This window comes from Mameliella sp. CS4 (assembly GCF_019392335.1).
In the GTDB taxonomy this organism is placed as follows: domain Bacteria; phylum Pseudomonadota; class Alphaproteobacteria; order Rhodobacterales; family Rhodobacteraceae; genus Antarctobacter.
In genome coordinates this window covers 685,642-703,261 of sequence record NZ_JAHXRQ010000001.1, presented here as the reverse complement: position 1 = coordinate 703,261, position 17,620 = coordinate 685,642, and the positions used below count along the sequence as shown (strand labels likewise).

Genomic DNA, 17,620 nt, shown 5'->3' with positions numbered 1-17,620 from the left:
TTTGACGCGTCCGAGAGGATCACCGCATCCGCCAGTCGGCTGCCGAGCGTCGAGAGCGCGGCCCAGTTCGAGACGTAACCCGAGGTAAAGAGCAGCGCCGCCTCCTTGCCGTGCAGGTCGGCCAGTTCCGCCTCCAGCGCAACGTGGTGCAGATTGGTGCCCGAGATGTTGCGCGTCCCGCCCGCCCCGGTGCCGCACTGGTCCACCACTTCCTTCATCCGCGCACGGACCGCCGGGTGCTGACCCATCCCAAGGTAGTCGTTGGAACACCAGACGGTGAGGTCCTGCGCCTGACCCTCCGCCCGGCACCGGGCCTTGGGAAAGCCGTCGCACTCCCGCTCAAGCTCGGCGAAGACGCGGTAATTGCCCTCGGCTTTCAGGGCGTCCAGCTGGGCGGTGAACAGGACATCGAAATCCATCAGGCGTCTCCGGTCTCAATCTTCGGGGGCCGCCCGGACTGTCCCGGCACGGGCGAAATGTCCTTGCAGCCTAGGGGCATGGGCCAGCATGGCACAGTCCGGTTTTCCGGATGCGAACGGTTTCGGCGTGCAAAGCCCCCGATCCTGCCCCTATAAGTGACCAATCCTGACCCATCACGAGGGACCAAGCCCCGAACCGCCATGACGATCATGATTCCCGCCTGGGTGAATGGCACCCTGCAACCGGTGGAAAAACTTGAAGCGCACGAACGCGGCCTGAAACACAAGGCCGTGTCGGTCTTTGTCACCCGCGGCGACGAGATTCTGATCCAGCGCCGGGCGCTGAGCAAATATCACACGCCGGGTCTTTGGGCGAACACCTGCTGCACCCATCCCGACTGGGACGAACCCGCAGCGGCCTGTGCGCTGCGGCGGCTGCAGGACGAACTGGGCATCACCGGGGTTGCGCCCCGCCACATGGGGCAGGTCGAATACCGGGCCGACGTCGGCGGCGGCATGATCGAACACGAGGTGGTCGAGATCTTTCGCGCCGAAGCGGCGCCCGGGATGACCCTTGCGCCGAACCCCGAGGAGGTCATGGACATCCGCTGGATCCCGCGCACCGTGCTGGAGGTCGAGGTCCGCGAAACGCCAGAGCTGTTCACACCCTGGCTGCGCATCTACCTGGATCGGCACGCGGGCCTTGTCTTTGGACCCGATACAGGGGCGGCGGACTGATACCGCGCGCGCCTGCCGTGTTTGAGGCCTGTCAGCGGTGCCAGATCGCGGCGTACCTGGCCTTGCCGCCTGCCTCGTATCCCGACACGGCGACAAGCCGGTACCCCTGCGCGGCCCACTTGTCGAACTCTGCCTGGTATTGCGACCCGCTCATGCCGTGCCGGGCCACCCAGCCGCCACGTCCCTTGTCCCAGATCGCCGCGAAATACGGTTTGCCGTTAACCGTGTAGCCGTCCACATGCACCGGGCGATAGCCCTGCGCCTTCATCGCGTTGAAGGTCTGCTGGTAGCTGGCACCGCTCATGCCGTGACGCGCCTGCCACGCACTGCCGCCCTGCTTCTTCCAGATCGCGGCATAGCGCGCCTGACCCTGCACCGAGTAGCCCGAGACATCTACCAGCCGGTAGCCCTGCCCGACCCACTTGTTGAATTCCTGCTGATACGTCTGGCCGGACAAGCCGTGGCGTGCGACCCAGGCACCGCGTGACTTCTGCCAGAACCCCGCGAACAGACCGGACCCGAGGCTCATCGCATCGACGAAGGCCGGCGCATACCCCTTGGCGGTCAGGTTGTCGAAGGTCTGCTGGTAGGCGGGCGCCTTCAGTCCGTGACGGGCGACCCAGGCGCCACCGCCGGTTTTCGACCAGATGGCGGCGTAATAGCCTTTGCCGCCCACGCTATAGGCGTCGATGTCGGTCAGGCGATAGCCCTGCGCCGTGTAGGTGTCGAACCACGACTGGTATTGCGCGCTGGTCATGCCGTGGCGCGACACCCACTGCTGGGCCTCTGCCGCACCGGACACTGTCATGGTGATGAGCGCGGCAAGGCCGGCCCCTGCGAGGCGATTCAAGAAATTCGGTTTCATATCAGGTTCCTTTGAAAATTCCCGGGCGCGGCCCGTGACGGGGAAAACGCGGCAGGCATGGCTGCCGACCTACAAACCATTGGGCACCGCCCCGCCCGGTCATTCAATAAAGGTATCCCCGACCCCAGCTGCCGGGGGGCGGCTATCCGCCGTCGCGTCAGTTCCCGTTGGCTGAGAAGTGCTGGTAGTCCTTCATCGAGGTCCAGTCGCCCCCCCAACCCCAGCCGCGTTTCCTGAAGGCCCTCACCACGGCATCCCCGGCAGTGATCACACCCTTTGCCGCCCGCTTCCGTTCCGAGGGCGTATCATAGTCGACACCGGCTGAGGGCGAGGTGCGCCGACCCGTGACAAAGGGGTTCTGCACCGGGTTGATGTCGATGGCGCGCCCCAGCGCATGTTGGGACAGGCGCGAAGTGCCCGCGACGACGCGGCAATTGAAGGCGCTGGTATTGTTGGCCGCCATGGAAAACCCGTCATCGCCACGAAAGTGATGCACCAGGCGCATGCTCTGGATCGGATACCCGGCGGCGTGAATATCCGCGAAGATGTCCAGCATGTCCTTGGCCACATCGGCGGCGACGATCAGCTCTCCCTGTCGGGTGCGGCCCTTGAAATCGACGTAGGGAACGGTCAGCAGGCGCAGGTCTTCGCGCGCCGGACACGGCAGGTTCGCGTGCCAGCTGACACCCTGCATCGCGGCCCAGGTGCGCTCCGGGATCGGCTGGGCCGTGCCCCGCGCCTGCGCGCTGGCCATCGAGGCCGAACACATCATGCCCAGCACTCCGGCCCAAAGGATCTGTCTCATCCTGTCTCTCCTGCTCATGTCGCCTCTGCCTCAGGGAAGCCCGCCGGACCGGGCACCGCAAGTCAGGTTATCCGCCGGTCACTCGGCCAGGAAATGCCGGCTGACGAACCCCGTATTCCCGTCCGGCGCGACGACCTGGTACCATAGCATATTCTCGGCGATGCAACCTTCGGCCCGGCGCCGGACATCCTCTGACGACGGGTATTCGGTCAGCGCGCGGCAGAAATTCAGGCACTCCTGTCCGCGTTCACTGTCACGCAGGGGTAAAAGGCGACCGGTGTCAGGCACCTGCACCCGCTCCGCCAGCCGCAACTGGCCCACGATGGGGGCGCGCAGGCCGGGCGCGGCGCGCAGGTTGACGAAGTCATTGACGTTGATGACCCGCGCCGAGGTGCTGGCCAAGCGGCAGTTGTTGAACCCGCCGACAGCGCCACCGGCCGAGCCGGGATCCTGCACCGCGCGGAAGAAGGCCCGGACATGGGTGGTATCCCCCTCGGTCCAGACCGGCAGGTCCGCGATCGGTGTGTCTGACGGGTACAGCATATAGGGAAAGGCCTGCCCGCTGATGTCCTGATCGGTCGCACCACCGGTATAAGAGGCCCCGCCCATATAGCGGACCGGGCCATAATCGCCGAAGATGCGCAATTCGCATCGGGCAGAGCCCTCGTAGCGGAACGTGCGGTTGCTGAGGGCATATACCGATGTGTCCTCGATTTCCTCGTAGGTGAAATCGAGCGGCCCCGGCTCTGCCTGAAGCGGGTAATCGATCAGCCCTGAATCGACGTGCCAGCACAGGTTCGAAAGCGCCTGCTGCGCATTGCCTCCGGGAAAGGCGACCGGCGCCACGGCGACCTCCCACTGGGCGGCCTGGCCGACCGTCTCGACATAGGTCATCTCGAACGGCGGCGTGCCCAGCAGCGCCAGAAAAAGCGAATCCGGGATCGCGGTCCCCATGTCGGCGCGGTGCCGCAGCACGCCCGCCATGCTATCCAGCGCGATGGCATAGGCGGTATCGACCTCGTCCCGCGTATAGGCGCGATCCCCCAGCAGCAGAGAGGGCGCATGAAAGCCAAGCTTGCCCCGGGGATGCAGCAGCCTGTCGTTGCTGTGGGCGCCACCCGCCTCGGGATGACGGTAACGCCCTGCCAGGAAAATGACCGCGCAGGCGCTTTCGCAGGCAGCGCCCTCGGGGACGGCGGTGCCATAGGCACGCTCCCCGATCAGGTCAGCCATCGCCAGCGCCTCGCGCAGCCGTCCGCCGGGAGACTCCAGGCAGATGCGGCGCCCGACCGGCGTGTAGTCGGTGGTATAGCCGATCTCGTCCAGCAGCGCGCGCAGGGCGTCGGCATCCCCCTCTTCGATCTGGCCTTTGATGGAGATGCGACACCCCATGACCTGGTCTTCGCCGCGGGTGATCGTCGCCGCCAAGGCCGGCTGAAACCCGGCAAAGGTATACAGACAGAAGGCTGCAAGGAGGATGCGAAGCGGGCTGGTCATATCGGCTCTCGTACTGCGAAATACAGCCGAAAGGTTAGCATGGCGCCGGCGCCGGACGAAGCGGGGAATGCCCTGCGCCGTTCCGGCCAGCGAACCGCTCAATCCGCCAGGAACTTGCGGCTGACGTATCCTGCCGTGCCCGATCCGTCACGGATCTCGTACCAGAAGACATTGCCCTCGATGCAGCGATTCACGCGGGTGCGCAGGTCCGCATCGCCATTGTCCAGCGCCAGCTCGTTGCAGGCCTTCATGCAGCTGCGCGCCCTGTCGCCGCCTTCGGGTGTGCGCAGGTCCTGGGTGGCGATCACGCGCACCCGTTCGCCCAAGGGGACCTGCCGCAGCACCCCGGCCTCGAACCCCGGACCGCCGCGCAGGTTGACGTAGTCATTGACGTTGACGATCCGCGCCTCGGGACTCAGCAACCAGCAGGACCGGATCTCGACCTCCGACAGCTCCTCGCGCGCCGCCGCCTGGATCGCGGCGAAAAAGATCTGCTCGCCGGTTTCGGCCGGGCTGCGCACCACCGGCAGTGCCGACAGCGGCAGGCGGGGATCGTGGAACATGTAGGGATAGACCTCGCGCCGCGAAATCTCGTTGGCGCCCGCGCCGTCCATCACCAGGTAGCCGATCCGGTCCAGCGGATCGCCATCGGCCCGCAAGGTCATCTCGCAATTGGCCGAATCCTCGGCCCGGAATCCGCCGCGCGACGTCACCTGCGCCCGGTCCGGCCCCAGGTTGCCAAAGGTGAAAGGCAGGTTGGCAGAACCATACAGGTAACTGTCCGAGGCCCGCTCATCCAGCATGCCGCCATCGGCATTCAGGCAGGCAAACCTCAGCGAGGAGTCGATATCCGAGGCCGTCAGGGAAACCGGCGCCACCTCGATCTGCCAGCGCGCAGCCTGTTCGACGGTCTCGACATAGCTCATGTCGCTGGCCGGCGTGTTCAGGATCGTCAGGAACAGCGACTCGGGGATTTCCGAGGTGACGCGCAACACCTCACCCATGCTGCCCAGGGCCCGGGCATAGGCCCGGTTGACCTCGTCCCGGGTATAGCTGCGGTCTTCCTTTACCAGCGCCGGGGCGTGAAAGCCCAATGTTCCGCGCGGATGCAGCACCCGGTCCGGAATGGAATTGCCATCCGATTCCGGGTGCGAAAAGCGCCCGGACAGGAACAGCAGCGCGCAGGTGCTCTCGCAGGTGGCCCCCTCGGCGATGGCGGTGCCCATGAAACGCGCCTTGACGATATCCGCCATGCGCACAACCTCGATCAGCGATCCACCCGGGCTGTCCAGGCAGATCCGCTGGCCCACCGGGCTGGTGCCTTCGGGCAAGGGCAGCTCTGCCAGGATGTCGCGCAACGCCTCGGCGTCCCCCTCGGTGATTGCGCCGTCTATGCGCAATTGACAGCCCATCTCCTGCCCCTCTGACAGAGTGATCTGCGCCGCCTGCGCCATGCCTGCGAAGAGTGGGAGGAGGGCGGCCAATGTCAGCCGCCACAGCACCTGTGCCATGTTATGCTCCGTCTGCTCGGACCTTTTGAGTGATTCTAGCACGTCAATGCCATTTTGTGCGCGGGGAATTGCCGGTGCGAATCAGGTGGCAAGGCTTCGCCGAATCACACCGATGCGCAGGTTGGCACATCCTGCACAGCCCCCTGTTTCTTTGGGCAGAAAAATACCTCCGGGGGACGCCGCAGGCGGGGGGCAGAGCCCCCGATACGCGGGCGCAGCCCGCGCCGGTCGCCGCGCATCGCGCGGCGAAACCGCCCCTATCGCAACTCGATCGACACCCGCCCCGCGGCCCCCTTGGCGTCGATCACCGACAGGGTCGTAAACCCCGGCCCCGCGAGCGGAGCAAAGAACTCGGGCCGCTGGAGGCCGGTCGCCAGAACGGCACCATCGGCCAGCAATGTATAGGGTGGCACCCCGCCGCGCAGTTTGATCGGCACGCCCAGTCCCGTGGCAGCCAGCCGCGCGCCCTCGGGCGGAAAGGTCAGTTTCAGCGCGGCCACCGTGTCGCGCGGGCCGAACCTCTGCAGCGTCTCGGGCAATTGCGCGCGGCTGACCAACAGTGTTTCCGGTGGCGGTGGCGGCAGCGGTTCGAACCGGCTTTCGACACGGCCCAGCGCTTCGAACAAGAGCGGCGCTGCCAGGTCGCCGCCAAAGGCACCGGGCACCGGCGTGCCGTCTGGCCGTCCGATCCAGACGCCCGCCACATGCCGCCCGGTCCAGCCCAGCGCCCAGGCATCGCGATGCCCGTAGGACGTGCCCGTCTTGTAGGCCACGCGCCCCGGCGGCCCTGCGGAGGGCGGCGGCAACAGGTCGGCGAGGATATTGCCGACCTGCCAGGCGCTGGTGCGGCTGAGGACGCGTTGCGACGGCGCCGTGGCCGGGTCGCTCCCGGCATGCCAGCGCAGCGGGATCGCCTCGCCGCCACGCGCCAGCGCCGCATAAAGCTGAACCATTTCCTCCAGCGTCAGGCCTACGCCGCCAAGGGCCAGCGCCAACCCGGGCGCCCCGCCCTGAACACCCGGATCGACCATTGCCCGTTCCAGCGCCGCCATCAGATGCGCGGGGCCCAGCGCCTCTGTCAGGCGCACCACGGGGATGTTCAACGACAGTTGCAATGCCCGGCGCACCGGCAGTTCGCCCCGGTACTTGCCGTCGAAATTCTGCGGCGCGTAGGTGCCGAACTGGACCGGCGCATCCAGAATGAGCGTTTCGGGATGCGCCAACCCGCGGTCAAAGGCCAGCCCGTAAACCAGCGGCTTCAGCGTCGAACCGGGCGACCGCTGCGCAGTGGTCATGTCGACAAACCCCTGCGCCACCATGTCGGTGTAGTCCTTGGACCCGACCGAGGCGAGAATTTCGCCGCTGCGGTGATCCGCCAGAACCAGCGCGACCGACAGCTTTTCTCCCCGTCCGCGCATGTAGCGGCGCGCAAGATCCTCGAGGCTGGCCTGCAGGTCGCGGTCCAGGGTCAGATCGTGGCGCCCCGGCCCCATCGCCACCGCCCGGTCGGACATATGCGGCGCCAGTTTCGGCATCGGCTGCCGGCCAAGAGGCGCCGGATCCAGACGGTCGGATTCCGCCGCCTCCATCGGGATCACACCGGCACCGGCCATGCGCTGCAACACGCGATTGCGGGCGATACGCGCCGCCTCGGGGTAACGGTCGGGTCGGCGGCTTTCGGGCGCTTGCGGCAATGACACCAGCAACGCCGCCTCGGCGGGGGTCAGCCGCGACGGTTCTTTGCCCAGCCAGATCAGAGAGGCGGCCCGCAGCCCCTCGACGTTGCCGCCATAGGGGGCAAGCCGCAGGTACAGGGCCAGGATTTCCTGCTTGTCCAGGCGTCGTTCTAGCGCCAGCGCCAACCGCATCTGCCGCAGTTTACCGCGCCATTGCCCCGTGGTGCCGTCCTCCAGCAGGCGGGCCACCTGCATGGTCAGGGTCGAGGCGCCCGAGACGATCTCTCCATTCCTGATCGCCTGTCCGGCGGCGCGCATGGTGGCGCGCAGGTCAACGCCGCGGTGGCTGTAGAACCGCTTGTCCTCGTAGGCGATCAGCATCTCGAAGAACAAAGGATCGACCTGGTCCGAAGAAACATCCATCCGCCAGAGACCGTTTTCGATCGTGTAGGCCCGCAGGAGATGACCGTTGCGGTCGCGGACCTCGGGCGAGGTCGCGTGCACCAGCACCGGGATTTCCGTGGCGTCGATGAAATCGTCGAACCGGTCGCGCGCGAAGGCCGCCGACCAAAGCAGCACGACGAGAACGACGATCCGTTTCACACATCCGCCTCCCAGAGGCCCGGGTAGCGCGTGACAAAGCCGTGGGTATCGACCGACAGATGTGTTTCGAACCCGGTTTCCTCCGCCTCGTAGCGCACCAGCCCGCCGCGTTCACGGGTATAGGCCTGAGTCAGCGGCGTCACCTGCGGGCCGGGAAAGCGCAGCCAGGCCGATGTCGTCTCCAGCCGCCCCACCTCTGGCACGCGGTTCAAGGGCATCAGGTTCGTTGCAGGCGTAAAGGCCATGTCCACGTCCTCGGCCCCTGCCAGGTCGGGGCGCGGTTCCTCGTTCACGGTCCAGCCGTCCTCACCCCGCGCAAGGCGCAGTGCCACGGCTTCGCCGCCGTAGTCGCCGGTGATGTCGGCACTGGTGGTGCACCAGTCCGCGCCGACGCGGATCACATAATCCAATGCAGACCAGCCGGTGGCGTCGCGGAACCGCGCATGGCCCACCAGCATCCACCCCAGGTCCAGCCGCGCCAGCCGGCACTTGTCTTCACCGTCGCGGTCCAGCGCCCGCCAGTGGATCGTCGCAACCGTCTCTCCGTTCATGGCAGGATCGTCACGCTGCCAGAGGCGGTGACCGCCCGATACTCGGGCCGGTACATGTCCTCGACCAGCGCCGCCGGGTGGTGGAAGGTGCCCGGAGAGACCGCCCGCAGGATATAGGCCAGCTTCAGCGGCTTGTCCGACTCCTGGTTGATGGCGGCCAGGAAACGGTCGGCGCGGAACTCTGTATGTTCGGCGCTGGCCAGTTCCAGCCAGTCGAGCGCGCGGATGTCACCGGACTGCAGCAGGCTGGGATTGTCGATCTCGAATCCCGCCGGCAGCGCATCGTCGAGGATCAGCCGCGCGCCGGTCTTTTCCGCGGGTTTGATCGTCAGCACGGCCACCATGCGATCACCCGCGCGGATGTCCGACACCGGTTCGCCATCCAGCGTGAAATACTCGCGGGTCAGCGCATAGCCATAGCCCGTCGCCTCTGTCGCGCCCAATGGCTTGCCCAGGGTCGTCAGCGTGATGTCGGTCGGCTTGTCCGAGGTGTTGGTCAGGGCCACCGGCTCCAGCCCCTCGGCCTCGATCCGGCGCACGAAGGGTCCGGACAGCGGTTCGCCGTTCAGGGCAAGCCCCGAGACGGTCGGATCCTGCACCATCGCGTGTGCGGCCAGCAGCGCCCAGGCCTTTTCCTGCGTCGACAGCGGACGGTCGACCGAGGATATCCGCCGCAGCACATCGTTACGGTCAAACCGGTCCGACCGCGCCTCGACCGCCAGGGTCAGCAGGCCTGCCGCGTCGCGCAGCGAACTGCCATAGTCGGCACGATAGCCCTGTTCCTTGGACACAGGCGTGGCCAGCAGGCGGGCTGCAGCACGGCCGAACATCGCATCGGCGCGCGGCTGGTCGCCGTAGCTGGCCAGCGCGGCGCCCAGTTGTGCCTGTGCCAGCGGCGTGGCGAAATCCTCTGCCTTTTCGTCGGCATAGTACCTCAGATCACCCATCGCGGCCTCACCCTCGCGCGCCAGGACCATTAGGGCATAGGCGATGTCCTCGCCCCCTTTGTCGAAATCGGGCGCATAGGCGATGCGATTCTTGAGATTGTCGAGCGCATTCTGCCAGGCAACCTGCGGCACCTCATAGCCCGCCGCCTTTGCACGGCTGAGGAAGTCGGTGACATAGGCATCCAGCCAGAAATCCCCCGACCATGCCCCCCACAGCCCGAAGGCCCCGTTGGATGCCTGTCGGGTCAGCACCTGCGCGATGGATTGGTCGATGCGCAGGTCGATGCGATCCTTGTCCCCCAGTCCCAGGGGCTCGGCAATCGCCGACATGTAGAGCAGCGGCAGCGCCTTGGACGTGACCTGTTCGGTACAGCCATAGGGGTAGCGGTCCAGCGAGGCCAGCAGCCCGGGCACGTCGAAGCGCGCAAGCGGACCGGCAGAAACCATCGCCGAGGCACCGGCGGGGCGCAGGTTGGCAAAGACCTGATCATCCAGCGTAAACGTCTGACCGGCGGCCAGCTGGATCCGGCGGGTGGTGCCCACATCCGGATCGTTGGAGCGCACGCCCAGGGTCAGATCCTTGGTCAGGCGCTGACCCTCTGGCGTGGTCACGCTGATCTGGATCTTGTGATCGCTCACGGCACCGGCGGTCAGCGGGATGACCAGCGCGGTCTTTTCGCCCTCGCCCAGCGTCACGGAGGCCGGCAGGGCGCCGGTGTCCAACGTCAGCCCATCGGCACTGACGGTCAGCGGCATGTCACCGGTCTCGCCCTTGGCGTGGGTCAGTTCCAGAAGCAGCCGGCTTTCGTCGCCCGGCGACAGGAAGCGCGGCAGCGAGGCCGAGATCACCACCGGGTCGCGTACCAGCACGTCGGTTTCCGCCGACCCGACGCCCTTGGGCGACCAGGCCACGGCCATCAGCCGCACGGTGCCGTTAAAATCGGGGATATCGAAGGAAACCTCGACGCTGCCATCCTCGCCCACCGGCAACTGGCCGGAGAAGAAGGCGACGGTGGCCTCTGTCGGAGGCGGGCTTTGCAGGCGCATACCCGCAGCCGCGTCACCGCCAGAGCGCACGGTGCCCATCGCGCCGTTCATGCCGTCGATCAGGCGGCCATAGATGTCGCGGATTTCGACCCCAAGGCGGCGCTGGCCAAAGTAATGCCCCGCCGGGTCCGGCGTGTCGAAGCCTGTCAGGTTCAGGATGCCCAGGTCGACGGCGGCGACGGTGACATAGGCCGCGTCACCCGGCGCCACGTTGTCGATCTTTACCTTCGCGGTCAGTGGGCCGCGCGGGGCGCTTTCCTGTGGTGCGTCGAAGCCGACCTTCAGCTTGGCATCGCCGGGATCGACGCTGGCATGGGTCAGGCCCAGGGCGCGCGCCGGGTTCTGGCCTGCGGTCACGTCCATCGGGCGGATCACCTGCGCGGTGACATAGACACCGGCGCCCCAATCCTCGGTCACGGGCAGGGTCAGGGTGTTTTCCCCCTCTGCCACGTCCACCGCCTGCATGGAAATCACGCGGTCGGCCAGAACGGTGACCACGGCCTTGCCCGCATAGCGCGGGACCATGCGCAGGGTTGCGCTCTCGCCCGGCTGATAGGTGGGCTTGTCCAGCGAAAGCTCCAGCATGTCCGGCGCGTCGGCGGCATCGGCCGGTGCGTACCATCCCGCCGAAAAACCCATCGAGGCGGCAAGATAGGTGCCATCTGCCCGTTCCACGACAACCTCATACTGGCCCCAGTCGACCTCTGCCGCGATCTTCAACGGGTCAGCGCCCAGCGTGCCGGTGCCCTTGGCCACGGTCTCGCGGGTGGTCATCGGCTCCCAGTACCAGTTGCCGTAATTCTGGTACCACTGATAGCGCGTGCGCACCCGGTTGACCTGCCAGCTGACTTCCATCGCCTGCGGTTGCAGATCCGGCCCCACGGCGATCACGTCAAACCGTGCCTCGGCGCCTTCGGCAAATTCCTCGGCGGCGGGCTTGATGCCGATCATCGGGGTCGGCGGAGCCACAGAGCGCGAAATCAGGCGTTCCACCGGGCGCCCCGACGCCTCGGACAGGCGCAGGGTGGCGGTGGCGGTCATCGGGCGGCCCTTTGGGTCGATGTCAGGCATCGGCAGGGTCAGCTGCGCGGCGCCGGTCGCATCGGTGGTCAGGTCAGCGGCAAAGCTCTCGATCCGGGTCACGGTGTCGTCGTCATGACGGCCAAAGCGATAGCCGGGAAAGGCGTCCAGCCGGGTGCCGGTGGCAAGGCGCAACTCGCCCTCGATGTCCAGGTCAGCCCCCGGAGCGCCAAAGAGATAGCGCGCGTCCACCTCCAGCAGTGGCGGCGACAGCGGGTTGATCGGCCCTTCGGGCAGCGACAGGTCGAAATCAATGCGCTCGGGCACGAAATCCTCGACCAGCAGCGTGTCAGAGGTCAGCGCCTGGCCCTTGGGATCGGCATAGACGGCCAGCCGCCAGGTGCCGCGCGGCACCGTCGGGCCCAGCGGCAGGGTAAAGACATGGCCCCCCGCATCACCCCCGTCCGAGATGTGGCGCGAGTATTCGACGCCATCGGGCCGGGTCAGCACGGCGGTCAGCGGCACGTCATTGACCGCCTCTGCCTGTGCGTCGCGCAACAGCGCGGTCACGTTGACCTCGTCCCCGGCGCGATAGACGCCGCGATCGGTGGCGACGAAGGCATCCAGCGGCCCGGCGGGCGCGCGCCCTGCGACACCCCGGTCGGACAGGTCAAAGGCCGGGTCGGTGAGCGACAGGAAGGCCAGGTCTTCCTCGCCCCGCTTGGCCATGACCAACGCGGGCGCAGTGCCGCCCTTGCCGCGCAGCAGGCCCGGCGCGAAACGCGCCACCCCATCGGCATCGGTGGTCACGGTCTCAAGAACGCGGTTCGCCTCTGCCAGCAGCGAGACCTCGAGCCCCGCCATCGGCGAAGCATCGCCCAGGTCGCGGGCAAAGACGGTCAGGCCGTCGGTCCCCTGCAGCGTTGTCAGCCCGATGTCGGACAGGATGAACCACTGCGTCGCGCGGCGGCCCTCCCCGCGTTTCGGGTCAGGCACGGCGGCGGTCAGCGCATAGATGCCCGCCGGCAGGTCACCCAGCACTTCGCCCATCGGCAGGCGGGTCATCATGTCGGCGTTCAGGCGGTTTTCGACCACGCCGGTGCCGCTCCAGATTTCCTCGGCCACATCGCGGGCAAAGTAGTCCTCGTCGTAGCGGCCCAACGGGCGGCCAAAGTAATTCTCCTGGATCGCGCGCACCAGGTTGCGGTCGGACACGCGGCGCAGGATCAGGTCCACCTCGTCGAGGTTGACCGTGTCGATCGGAATGCCGGCATCCGCGGTTCGCGGCAGCACGTAGGCCCGGCCCGGAAAACCAAGCGTCGGGGTGCGGTCGCTGACATAGGCGGTGATCGGCACATCGCGGATCAGCTCCTCGCCCGACTTGGCGGGCAGGCCGGCGCGGAAGGTGATGGTATAGCGGCTGCCATGTTCGACGCCGGTCACGCAGATGCGTTCGTCTTCCTGCACAACGGCAAGACGCGGGTCAGGCAGCTTGACGTAGGGCGCATAGTCCTGACCCACGCGCACCAGTGGCTCATTGAAGCTGGCGCAGATGCGCGGCGTGGCGCTGTCGGCTTCGACGACGTGATCGTCAACGCGAAAGCCGTACTTGCCGATGGCATCGTCCAGCAGGGCGGACACGTCGGCGCGGGGGCCGATGCTCTCGGCCAGGCGCAGGGCGGGGATCATCAGGCGGCCGCGCTTGTCGGCCTCCAGCGCGCGGGCAAGATCATAAAGCGCGGTGATCCGCTGCGCGTCGTCGCCAGTGCGCAGGTAGGCGTTGATCGCGGCCAAAAAGGCGCGGCGACCGTACTTGCGCTTGTCCGCGCCCTGAACCTCGCGCAGGTAGTCGGTCGACCACTGGCCATACTGCAACCAGAGCGCCGGATCGTCGTTCTGCGCCAACGCGGCGCCGGTCCAGTGGATCGCATCGCGCAGGTTGCCCTCGTCGCGGGCCTTGGTCGCCGCATCCAGCAGCGCCTGAACGGTCCATTGGCCGCCCCCGTGGCGCACAGCAAGGTCCATCGCCTCGGCACGCGCGCGGTCGATATCGGTGTCCCGCAGGAAATCCAGGTCCTGGCGCCGGGTCTCGGCCCGGGCCAGCACCTCGGGCGGGGTGGTGGCGACGCGCCCTGACACCGCACCTTCATAGGCGGAACGGTCCGTCACCTCTGACTTGGGGAAACAGGCATTCGTCCGGCTGTTGAACGTGAACGCGATGCATCCTTCGGCATCCAGGCAGGCCTGCTGACAGGCATCCAGCGTGGTGTCGAAGAGCTTTTGCAGGTCCTTGCCCACATAGTCGATGTCCCGGGTCACCACGTATCGCCGGTCCGGCATCGCCTCCTGCGCCTGGGCAGAGGACAAGCCAAAGAGGGCCGCGGCGAGGCCCAGAGCAAAGCGACGCATCAAAAAGCTCCCTTTAGAACAATGCGGTTCATCGTGGCACGCGCCGGAGGGCAAGACAAGGATTCGAAGGGTCAGGGAAACCTGACCCGAACCGGGCTTGAAGCCCCTGTTTTAAGGAGATGTTCACCTCGCCGGGGCAAGAGTTCCGAGGTCTGAAAGGAGAGCCCGGGATGGAAATGGCCGATCGCCTGGCCAAGGAACGGCGCGCACGGCTGGCCGCGGAAAGACTGCTGGAACAGAAGCAGGCCGAGCTGTTCGAGGCCAACCGCCGCCTGGGCAAGCACGCGCTGGAACTGCGCAACGAGATCCAGGAAACCCGGACCGAGGTCAAGGTTGTCCGGGATGAGAACCAGCGCGTCATGCACCAGCTGGGCGAGGCCACGCAAAAGATCGAGGTGGTCACGGAACAGCTGTGGAGCGCGCTGGAAACCATGCGCGACGGTTTTGCCATGTACGATGAGAACCTGCGCCTGGAACTGGCCAATCCCGCCTACCTGCAGGTTTTCGAGGGCCTGGAAAGCATCGCGCCCGGCGCCTCTTATGAACACGTGCTCACGATGTTGATTCAGGAAGGCATCGTCGACCCGCAGGGCGAACGCCCCGAGGACTGGTTGCACCGGATGCGCGCCCGTTGGGACATGGACCCGATCCCGAACGAGACTCTGCGCCTGTGGAACAACCGCTTCGTCAAGATACGCGACCGCCGTCTGCCGGATGGCGGCATCGTCAGCCTGGGGGTCGATATCACCGGGCTGATGCGCATGTGGTCCGCGGTCGAGGAAATGCCGGACGGCTTTGTCATGTATGACGCCGATGACCGCCTGTTGATGTGCAACCAGCAGTACAAGGACATCTACGCCAAAAGCGCCCCGGCGATGCAGCGCGGCACGAGTTTTGAGGACATCCTGCGCTACGGGCTGGAGCGCAAGCAATACAGCGAGGCGGTCGGGCGCGAGGAAGAATGGCTTGAGGACCGGCTGCAGGCCCACCGCGCCTCCGAGACCGAACTGGAGCAGCAGCTGGAAGATGGCCGATGGCTGCGCGTTTACGAAAGGCGCACCCGCGATGGCGGCCTTGTTGGCCTGCGGGTGGACATCACCCAGATCAAGCAGGACCAGGAGCGTCTGAAAGAGGCGACCATCCGGGCCGAGGCCGCCAATCGCGCCAAGTCCGCCTTCCTCGCCAACATGAGCCACGAGATCCGTACCCCGATGAACGGCGTCGTCGGCATGGCCGACCTGTTGATGGACACCGAGCTGAGCGAGGAACAGCAGCTTTACGCAGACACGATCCGCAGTTCGGGTGAGGCGCTGCTGGTCATCATCAACGACATTCTCGACTACTCCAAGATCGAGGCCGACAAGCTGCAACTGCACCCCGAACCCTTTGACCTTGAACGCGCCATCCACGAGGTCGTGATGCTGTTGCAACCCACCGCGCGGGACAAGGAAATCTCGCTGCTTGTCGACTATGACATGTTCCTGCCGACCCGCTTTATCGGCGATGTCGGGCGGGTCCGGCAGATCCTGACCAACCTTTTGGGCAACGCGGTGAAATTCACCATCCAGGGCCATGTCCTTGTGCGCGTCGTCGGCGTGCCGGGGGCTGAAAGCGCCTCGGCCATCCACATCACGGTCGAGGATACGGGCATCGGCATCCCGCCGGACAAGGTTGACCACGTCTTTGGCGAATTCAACCAGGTCGAGGATGAGCGCAACCGGACCTTCGAGGGCACCGGCCTGGGCTTGGCGATCACCCGCAGGCTGGTTGAACTGATGGACGGCGAGGTCTGGGTGGAATCCGACCTGGGCAAGGGCAGCTGTTTCGGATTGCGCATCCTGCTACCGACGGAGGAACCCGCCGTCTTTGAAACCGCCCGCCTGCCCGGACACCTGTCACGGGTGCTGATCGTCGACGATCACAACGTCAATCGAGAGATCCTGTCGAAACAGCTGGGGATCATCGGGTTGAGCGCGGATTTCTGCAAGACCGGCTACGAGGCGATCGACCACATGGCCCAGCGCCCCGACCTGTTGCTGATCGAACAGGACCTGCCCGACATGTGCGGTCAGGATCTCGCCGCCCAAGTCACGCGCGGCGGGCGCAACATCCCGGTCATCCTGATGGCCGACAACCCGGCCCATGTCACCCAACGTCCCGGGCTGGAAATCGCCGCCGTCCTGCAGAAACCCGTGCCGCGCAGGGCGCTTTTTGCCGCCCTGGAAAAAATCGGTGTCGCACATTACCCCGACGATGACGGCACCGGCGCGCGGCCCGTGGCCGACAACACGCCCCCCGTGCTTGCCTCTCCCGTGCCGGGCGGCCCGTTGGATGTTCTGGTCGCCGAGGACAACAAGACCAACCAGCTGGTCTTTCGCAAAATGGCCAAGGATTTCAACGTGACCCTGCGCTTTGCCAACAACGGCATCGAGGCGGTCGAGGCCTATCGCGACCAGCGGCCGGACCTGATCTTCATGGATATCTCGATGCCGCGCATGGACGGCAAGCAGGCCACGCGCGAAATCCGGGCACTGGAAGACGGCGGCCCGCAGGTGCCGATCATCGCCGTCACCGCCCATGCCATGAGCGGCGACCGCGAAAGCATCCTGGAGGCCGGATTGAACGATTACCTGACCAAGCCCTTGCGCAAGGCCGCGCTGGCCGAGAAATTCGACCTCTACGCACCGCAGAAGTCGCGCCGCGCGGTTTCGTGATCCCGACCGCCGGGATCAGGCGGATTGCGCACCGGCCTCGGCTGGCCGCAAGAAGACGGGGCGGTCCGGCTCGGACATGTCCGGCTGGTAGGCATAGCCGCCAAGGTCGAAATCCAGCAGGCCCTCGGGGTCGGTCAGGCGGCGCTGGATGATGTAGCGCGCCATCGACCCGCGCGCCCGTTTTGCGAAAAAGCTGACGATCTTGGGGCCGCCCGGCTTGTCCTCCATGAACTGCGGCGTGATGATCCGCAGGTTCAGGGGTTTCTCGGGCACCGCGCCGAAATATTCCTGGCTGGCGCAGTTCACCAGCACGTCGGTCCCCAGCGCCTCGGCCTGCGCGCGCAGGGCCTTGGCGATCTGGTCGCGCCAGTAGTCATACAGGTTGCCGCCGCGCCGCGTTTTCAGCCGTGAGCCCATTTCCAGCCGGTAGGCCTGCATCGCGTCCAGCGGACGCAACACGCCGTAAAGCCCCGACAGGATACGCAGGTGATCCTGCGCCCAGGCCATTTCCTCGGGGTCGAGCGACCCGGCCTCAAGCCCCTGGTAGGTGTCCCCGGCAAAGGCCAGCGCGGCGGGGCGCAGGTCCTCGGGGCCGGGCGTGTCGGTGAAGGCGCGGAAACGATCGCGGTTCAGCCGCGCCAGGTCGTCCGAAAGGTCCATGAGGCCCTTCAGATCCTTCAGGCTCAGGTTCCGGGCCGTCTTGGCCAGACGCTGTGCATCTTCCTCGAACGCGGGTTCGGTCATCTCGACCGTCCGTTCCGCCCAGTCCAGCCGCTTGGCCGGAGAAATCACGACAAGCACCATCCGCCTCCATCACT

11 protein-coding genes are annotated in these 17,620 nt (G+C 66.4%); 2 read left to right on the top strand and 9 right to left on the bottom strand.

The features are described from left to right. On the bottom strand, nt 1-419 hold a 419-nt coding region (locus KZZ07_RS03275), incomplete at its 3' end, for an aminotransferase class I/II-fold pyridoxal phosphate-dependent enzyme (protein ID WP_219512219.1). 201 nt (nt 420-620) lie between these two features. Here KZZ07_RS03275 and idi point away from each other — a divergent pair. Beyond that, nucleotides 621-1,157: an isopentenyl-diphosphate Delta-isomerase gene (gene idi / locus KZZ07_RS03270; RefSeq protein ID WP_219512218.1), complete on the top strand. Its 537-nt coding sequence runs from the start codon at nt 621-623 to the stop codon at nt 1,155-1,157. 31 nt (nt 1,158-1,188) lie between these two features. On the opposite strand, the gene KZZ07_RS03265 is transcribed toward idi, so the two are convergent. The 7 genes from KZZ07_RS03265 to KZZ07_RS03235 all read right to left on the bottom strand — a co-directional run bounded on the left by KZZ07_RS03265 (nt 1,189) and on the right by KZZ07_RS03235 (nt 14,088). Beyond that, nucleotides 1,189-2,022 (bottom strand): hypothetical protein, encoded by an 834-nt coding sequence (locus KZZ07_RS03265; protein WP_219512217.1) that lies wholly within the window; start codon nt 2,020-2,022, stop codon nt 1,189-1,191. A 157-nt stretch (nt 2,023-2,179) separates the two neighbouring features. After that, complete coding sequence (locus KZZ07_RS03260; protein WP_255564118.1) at nt 2,180-2,827, bottom strand: M15 family metallopeptidase; 648 nt, start codon at nt 2,825-2,827, stop codon at nt 2,180-2,182. Between the two features lie 78 nt (nt 2,828-2,905). After that, complete coding sequence (locus KZZ07_RS03255; RefSeq protein ID WP_219512215.1) at nt 2,906-4,324, bottom strand: SH3 domain-containing protein; 1,419 nt, start codon at nt 4,322-4,324, stop codon at nt 2,906-2,908. A 98-nt stretch (nt 4,325-4,422) separates the two neighbouring features. Then, complete coding sequence (locus KZZ07_RS03250) at nt 4,423-5,835, bottom strand: SH3 domain-containing protein (protein WP_219512213.1); 1,413 nt, start codon at nt 5,833-5,835, stop codon at nt 4,423-4,425. A 257-nt stretch (nt 5,836-6,092) separates the two neighbouring features. Continuing rightward, complete coding sequence (pbpC, locus tag KZZ07_RS03245) at nt 6,093-8,114, bottom strand: penicillin-binding protein 1C (RefSeq protein WP_219512212.1); 2,022 nt, start codon at nt 8,112-8,114, stop codon at nt 6,093-6,095. After that, a complete protein-coding gene (locus tag KZZ07_RS03240) occupies nt 8,111-8,665 on the bottom strand; it encodes a putative glycolipid-binding domain-containing protein (protein ID WP_219512211.1) in 555 nt (184 codons plus the stop codon). Before KZZ07_RS03240 ends, pbpC begins: the two co-directional genes overlap by 4 nt. Continuing rightward, nucleotides 8,662-14,088 carry an alpha-2-macroglobulin family protein gene (locus tag KZZ07_RS03235; protein WP_219512210.1) on the bottom strand — a complete coding sequence of 1,809 codons (5,427 nt, stop codon included), beginning with the start codon at nt 14,086-14,088 and terminating at the stop codon, nt 8,662-8,664. Before KZZ07_RS03235 ends, KZZ07_RS03240 begins: the two co-directional genes overlap by 4 nt. 170 nt (nt 14,089-14,258) lie before the next feature. Between KZZ07_RS03235 and KZZ07_RS03230 the strand changes: the two genes are divergently transcribed. Next, nucleotides 14,259-16,802: a response regulator gene (locus KZZ07_RS03230; protein WP_219512209.1), complete on the top strand. Its 2,544-nt coding sequence runs from the start codon at nt 14,259-14,261 to the stop codon at nt 16,800-16,802. A 15-nt stretch (nt 16,803-16,817) separates the two neighbouring features. On the opposite strand, the gene yaaA is transcribed toward KZZ07_RS03230, so the two are convergent. Then, nucleotides 16,818-17,603: a peroxide stress protein YaaA gene (yaaA, locus tag KZZ07_RS03225; protein ID WP_219512208.1), complete on the bottom strand. Its 786-nt coding sequence runs from the start codon at nt 17,601-17,603 to the stop codon at nt 16,818-16,820. Nucleotides 17,604-17,620: the final 17 nt, after the last annotated feature.

Excerpts from the sequence above, each read along its gene's own strand:
- KZZ07_RS03265 (WP_219512217.1), bottom strand. The coding sequence starts at position 2,022 with ATGAAACCGAATTTCTTGAATCGCCTCGCAGGGGCCGGCCTTGCCGCG.
- KZZ07_RS03240 (WP_219512211.1), bottom strand. The coding sequence starts at position 8,665 with ATGAACGGAGAGACGGTTGCGACGATCCACTGGCGGGCGCTGGACCGC.
- idi (WP_219512218.1), top strand. The coding sequence starts at position 621 with ATGACGATCATGATTCCCGCCTGGGTGAATGGCACCCTGCAACCGGTG.
- KZZ07_RS03255 (WP_219512215.1), bottom strand. The coding sequence starts at position 4,324 with ATGACCAGCCCGCTTCGCATCCTCCTTGCAGCCTTCTGTCTGTATACC.
- KZZ07_RS03235 (WP_219512210.1), bottom strand. The coding sequence starts at position 14,088 with ATGCGTCGCTTTGCTCTGGGCCTCGCCGCGGCCCTCTTTGGCTTGTCC.
- KZZ07_RS03260 (WP_255564118.1), bottom strand. The coding sequence starts at position 2,827 with ATGAGACAGATCCTTTGGGCCGGAGTGCTGGGCATGATGTGTTCGGCC.
- KZZ07_RS03230 (WP_219512209.1), top strand. The coding sequence starts at position 14,259 with ATGGAAATGGCCGATCGCCTGGCCAAGGAACGGCGCGCACGGCTGGCC.
- KZZ07_RS03250 (WP_219512213.1), bottom strand. The coding sequence starts at position 5,835 with ATGGCACAGGTGCTGTGGCGGCTGACATTGGCCGCCCTCCTCCCACTC.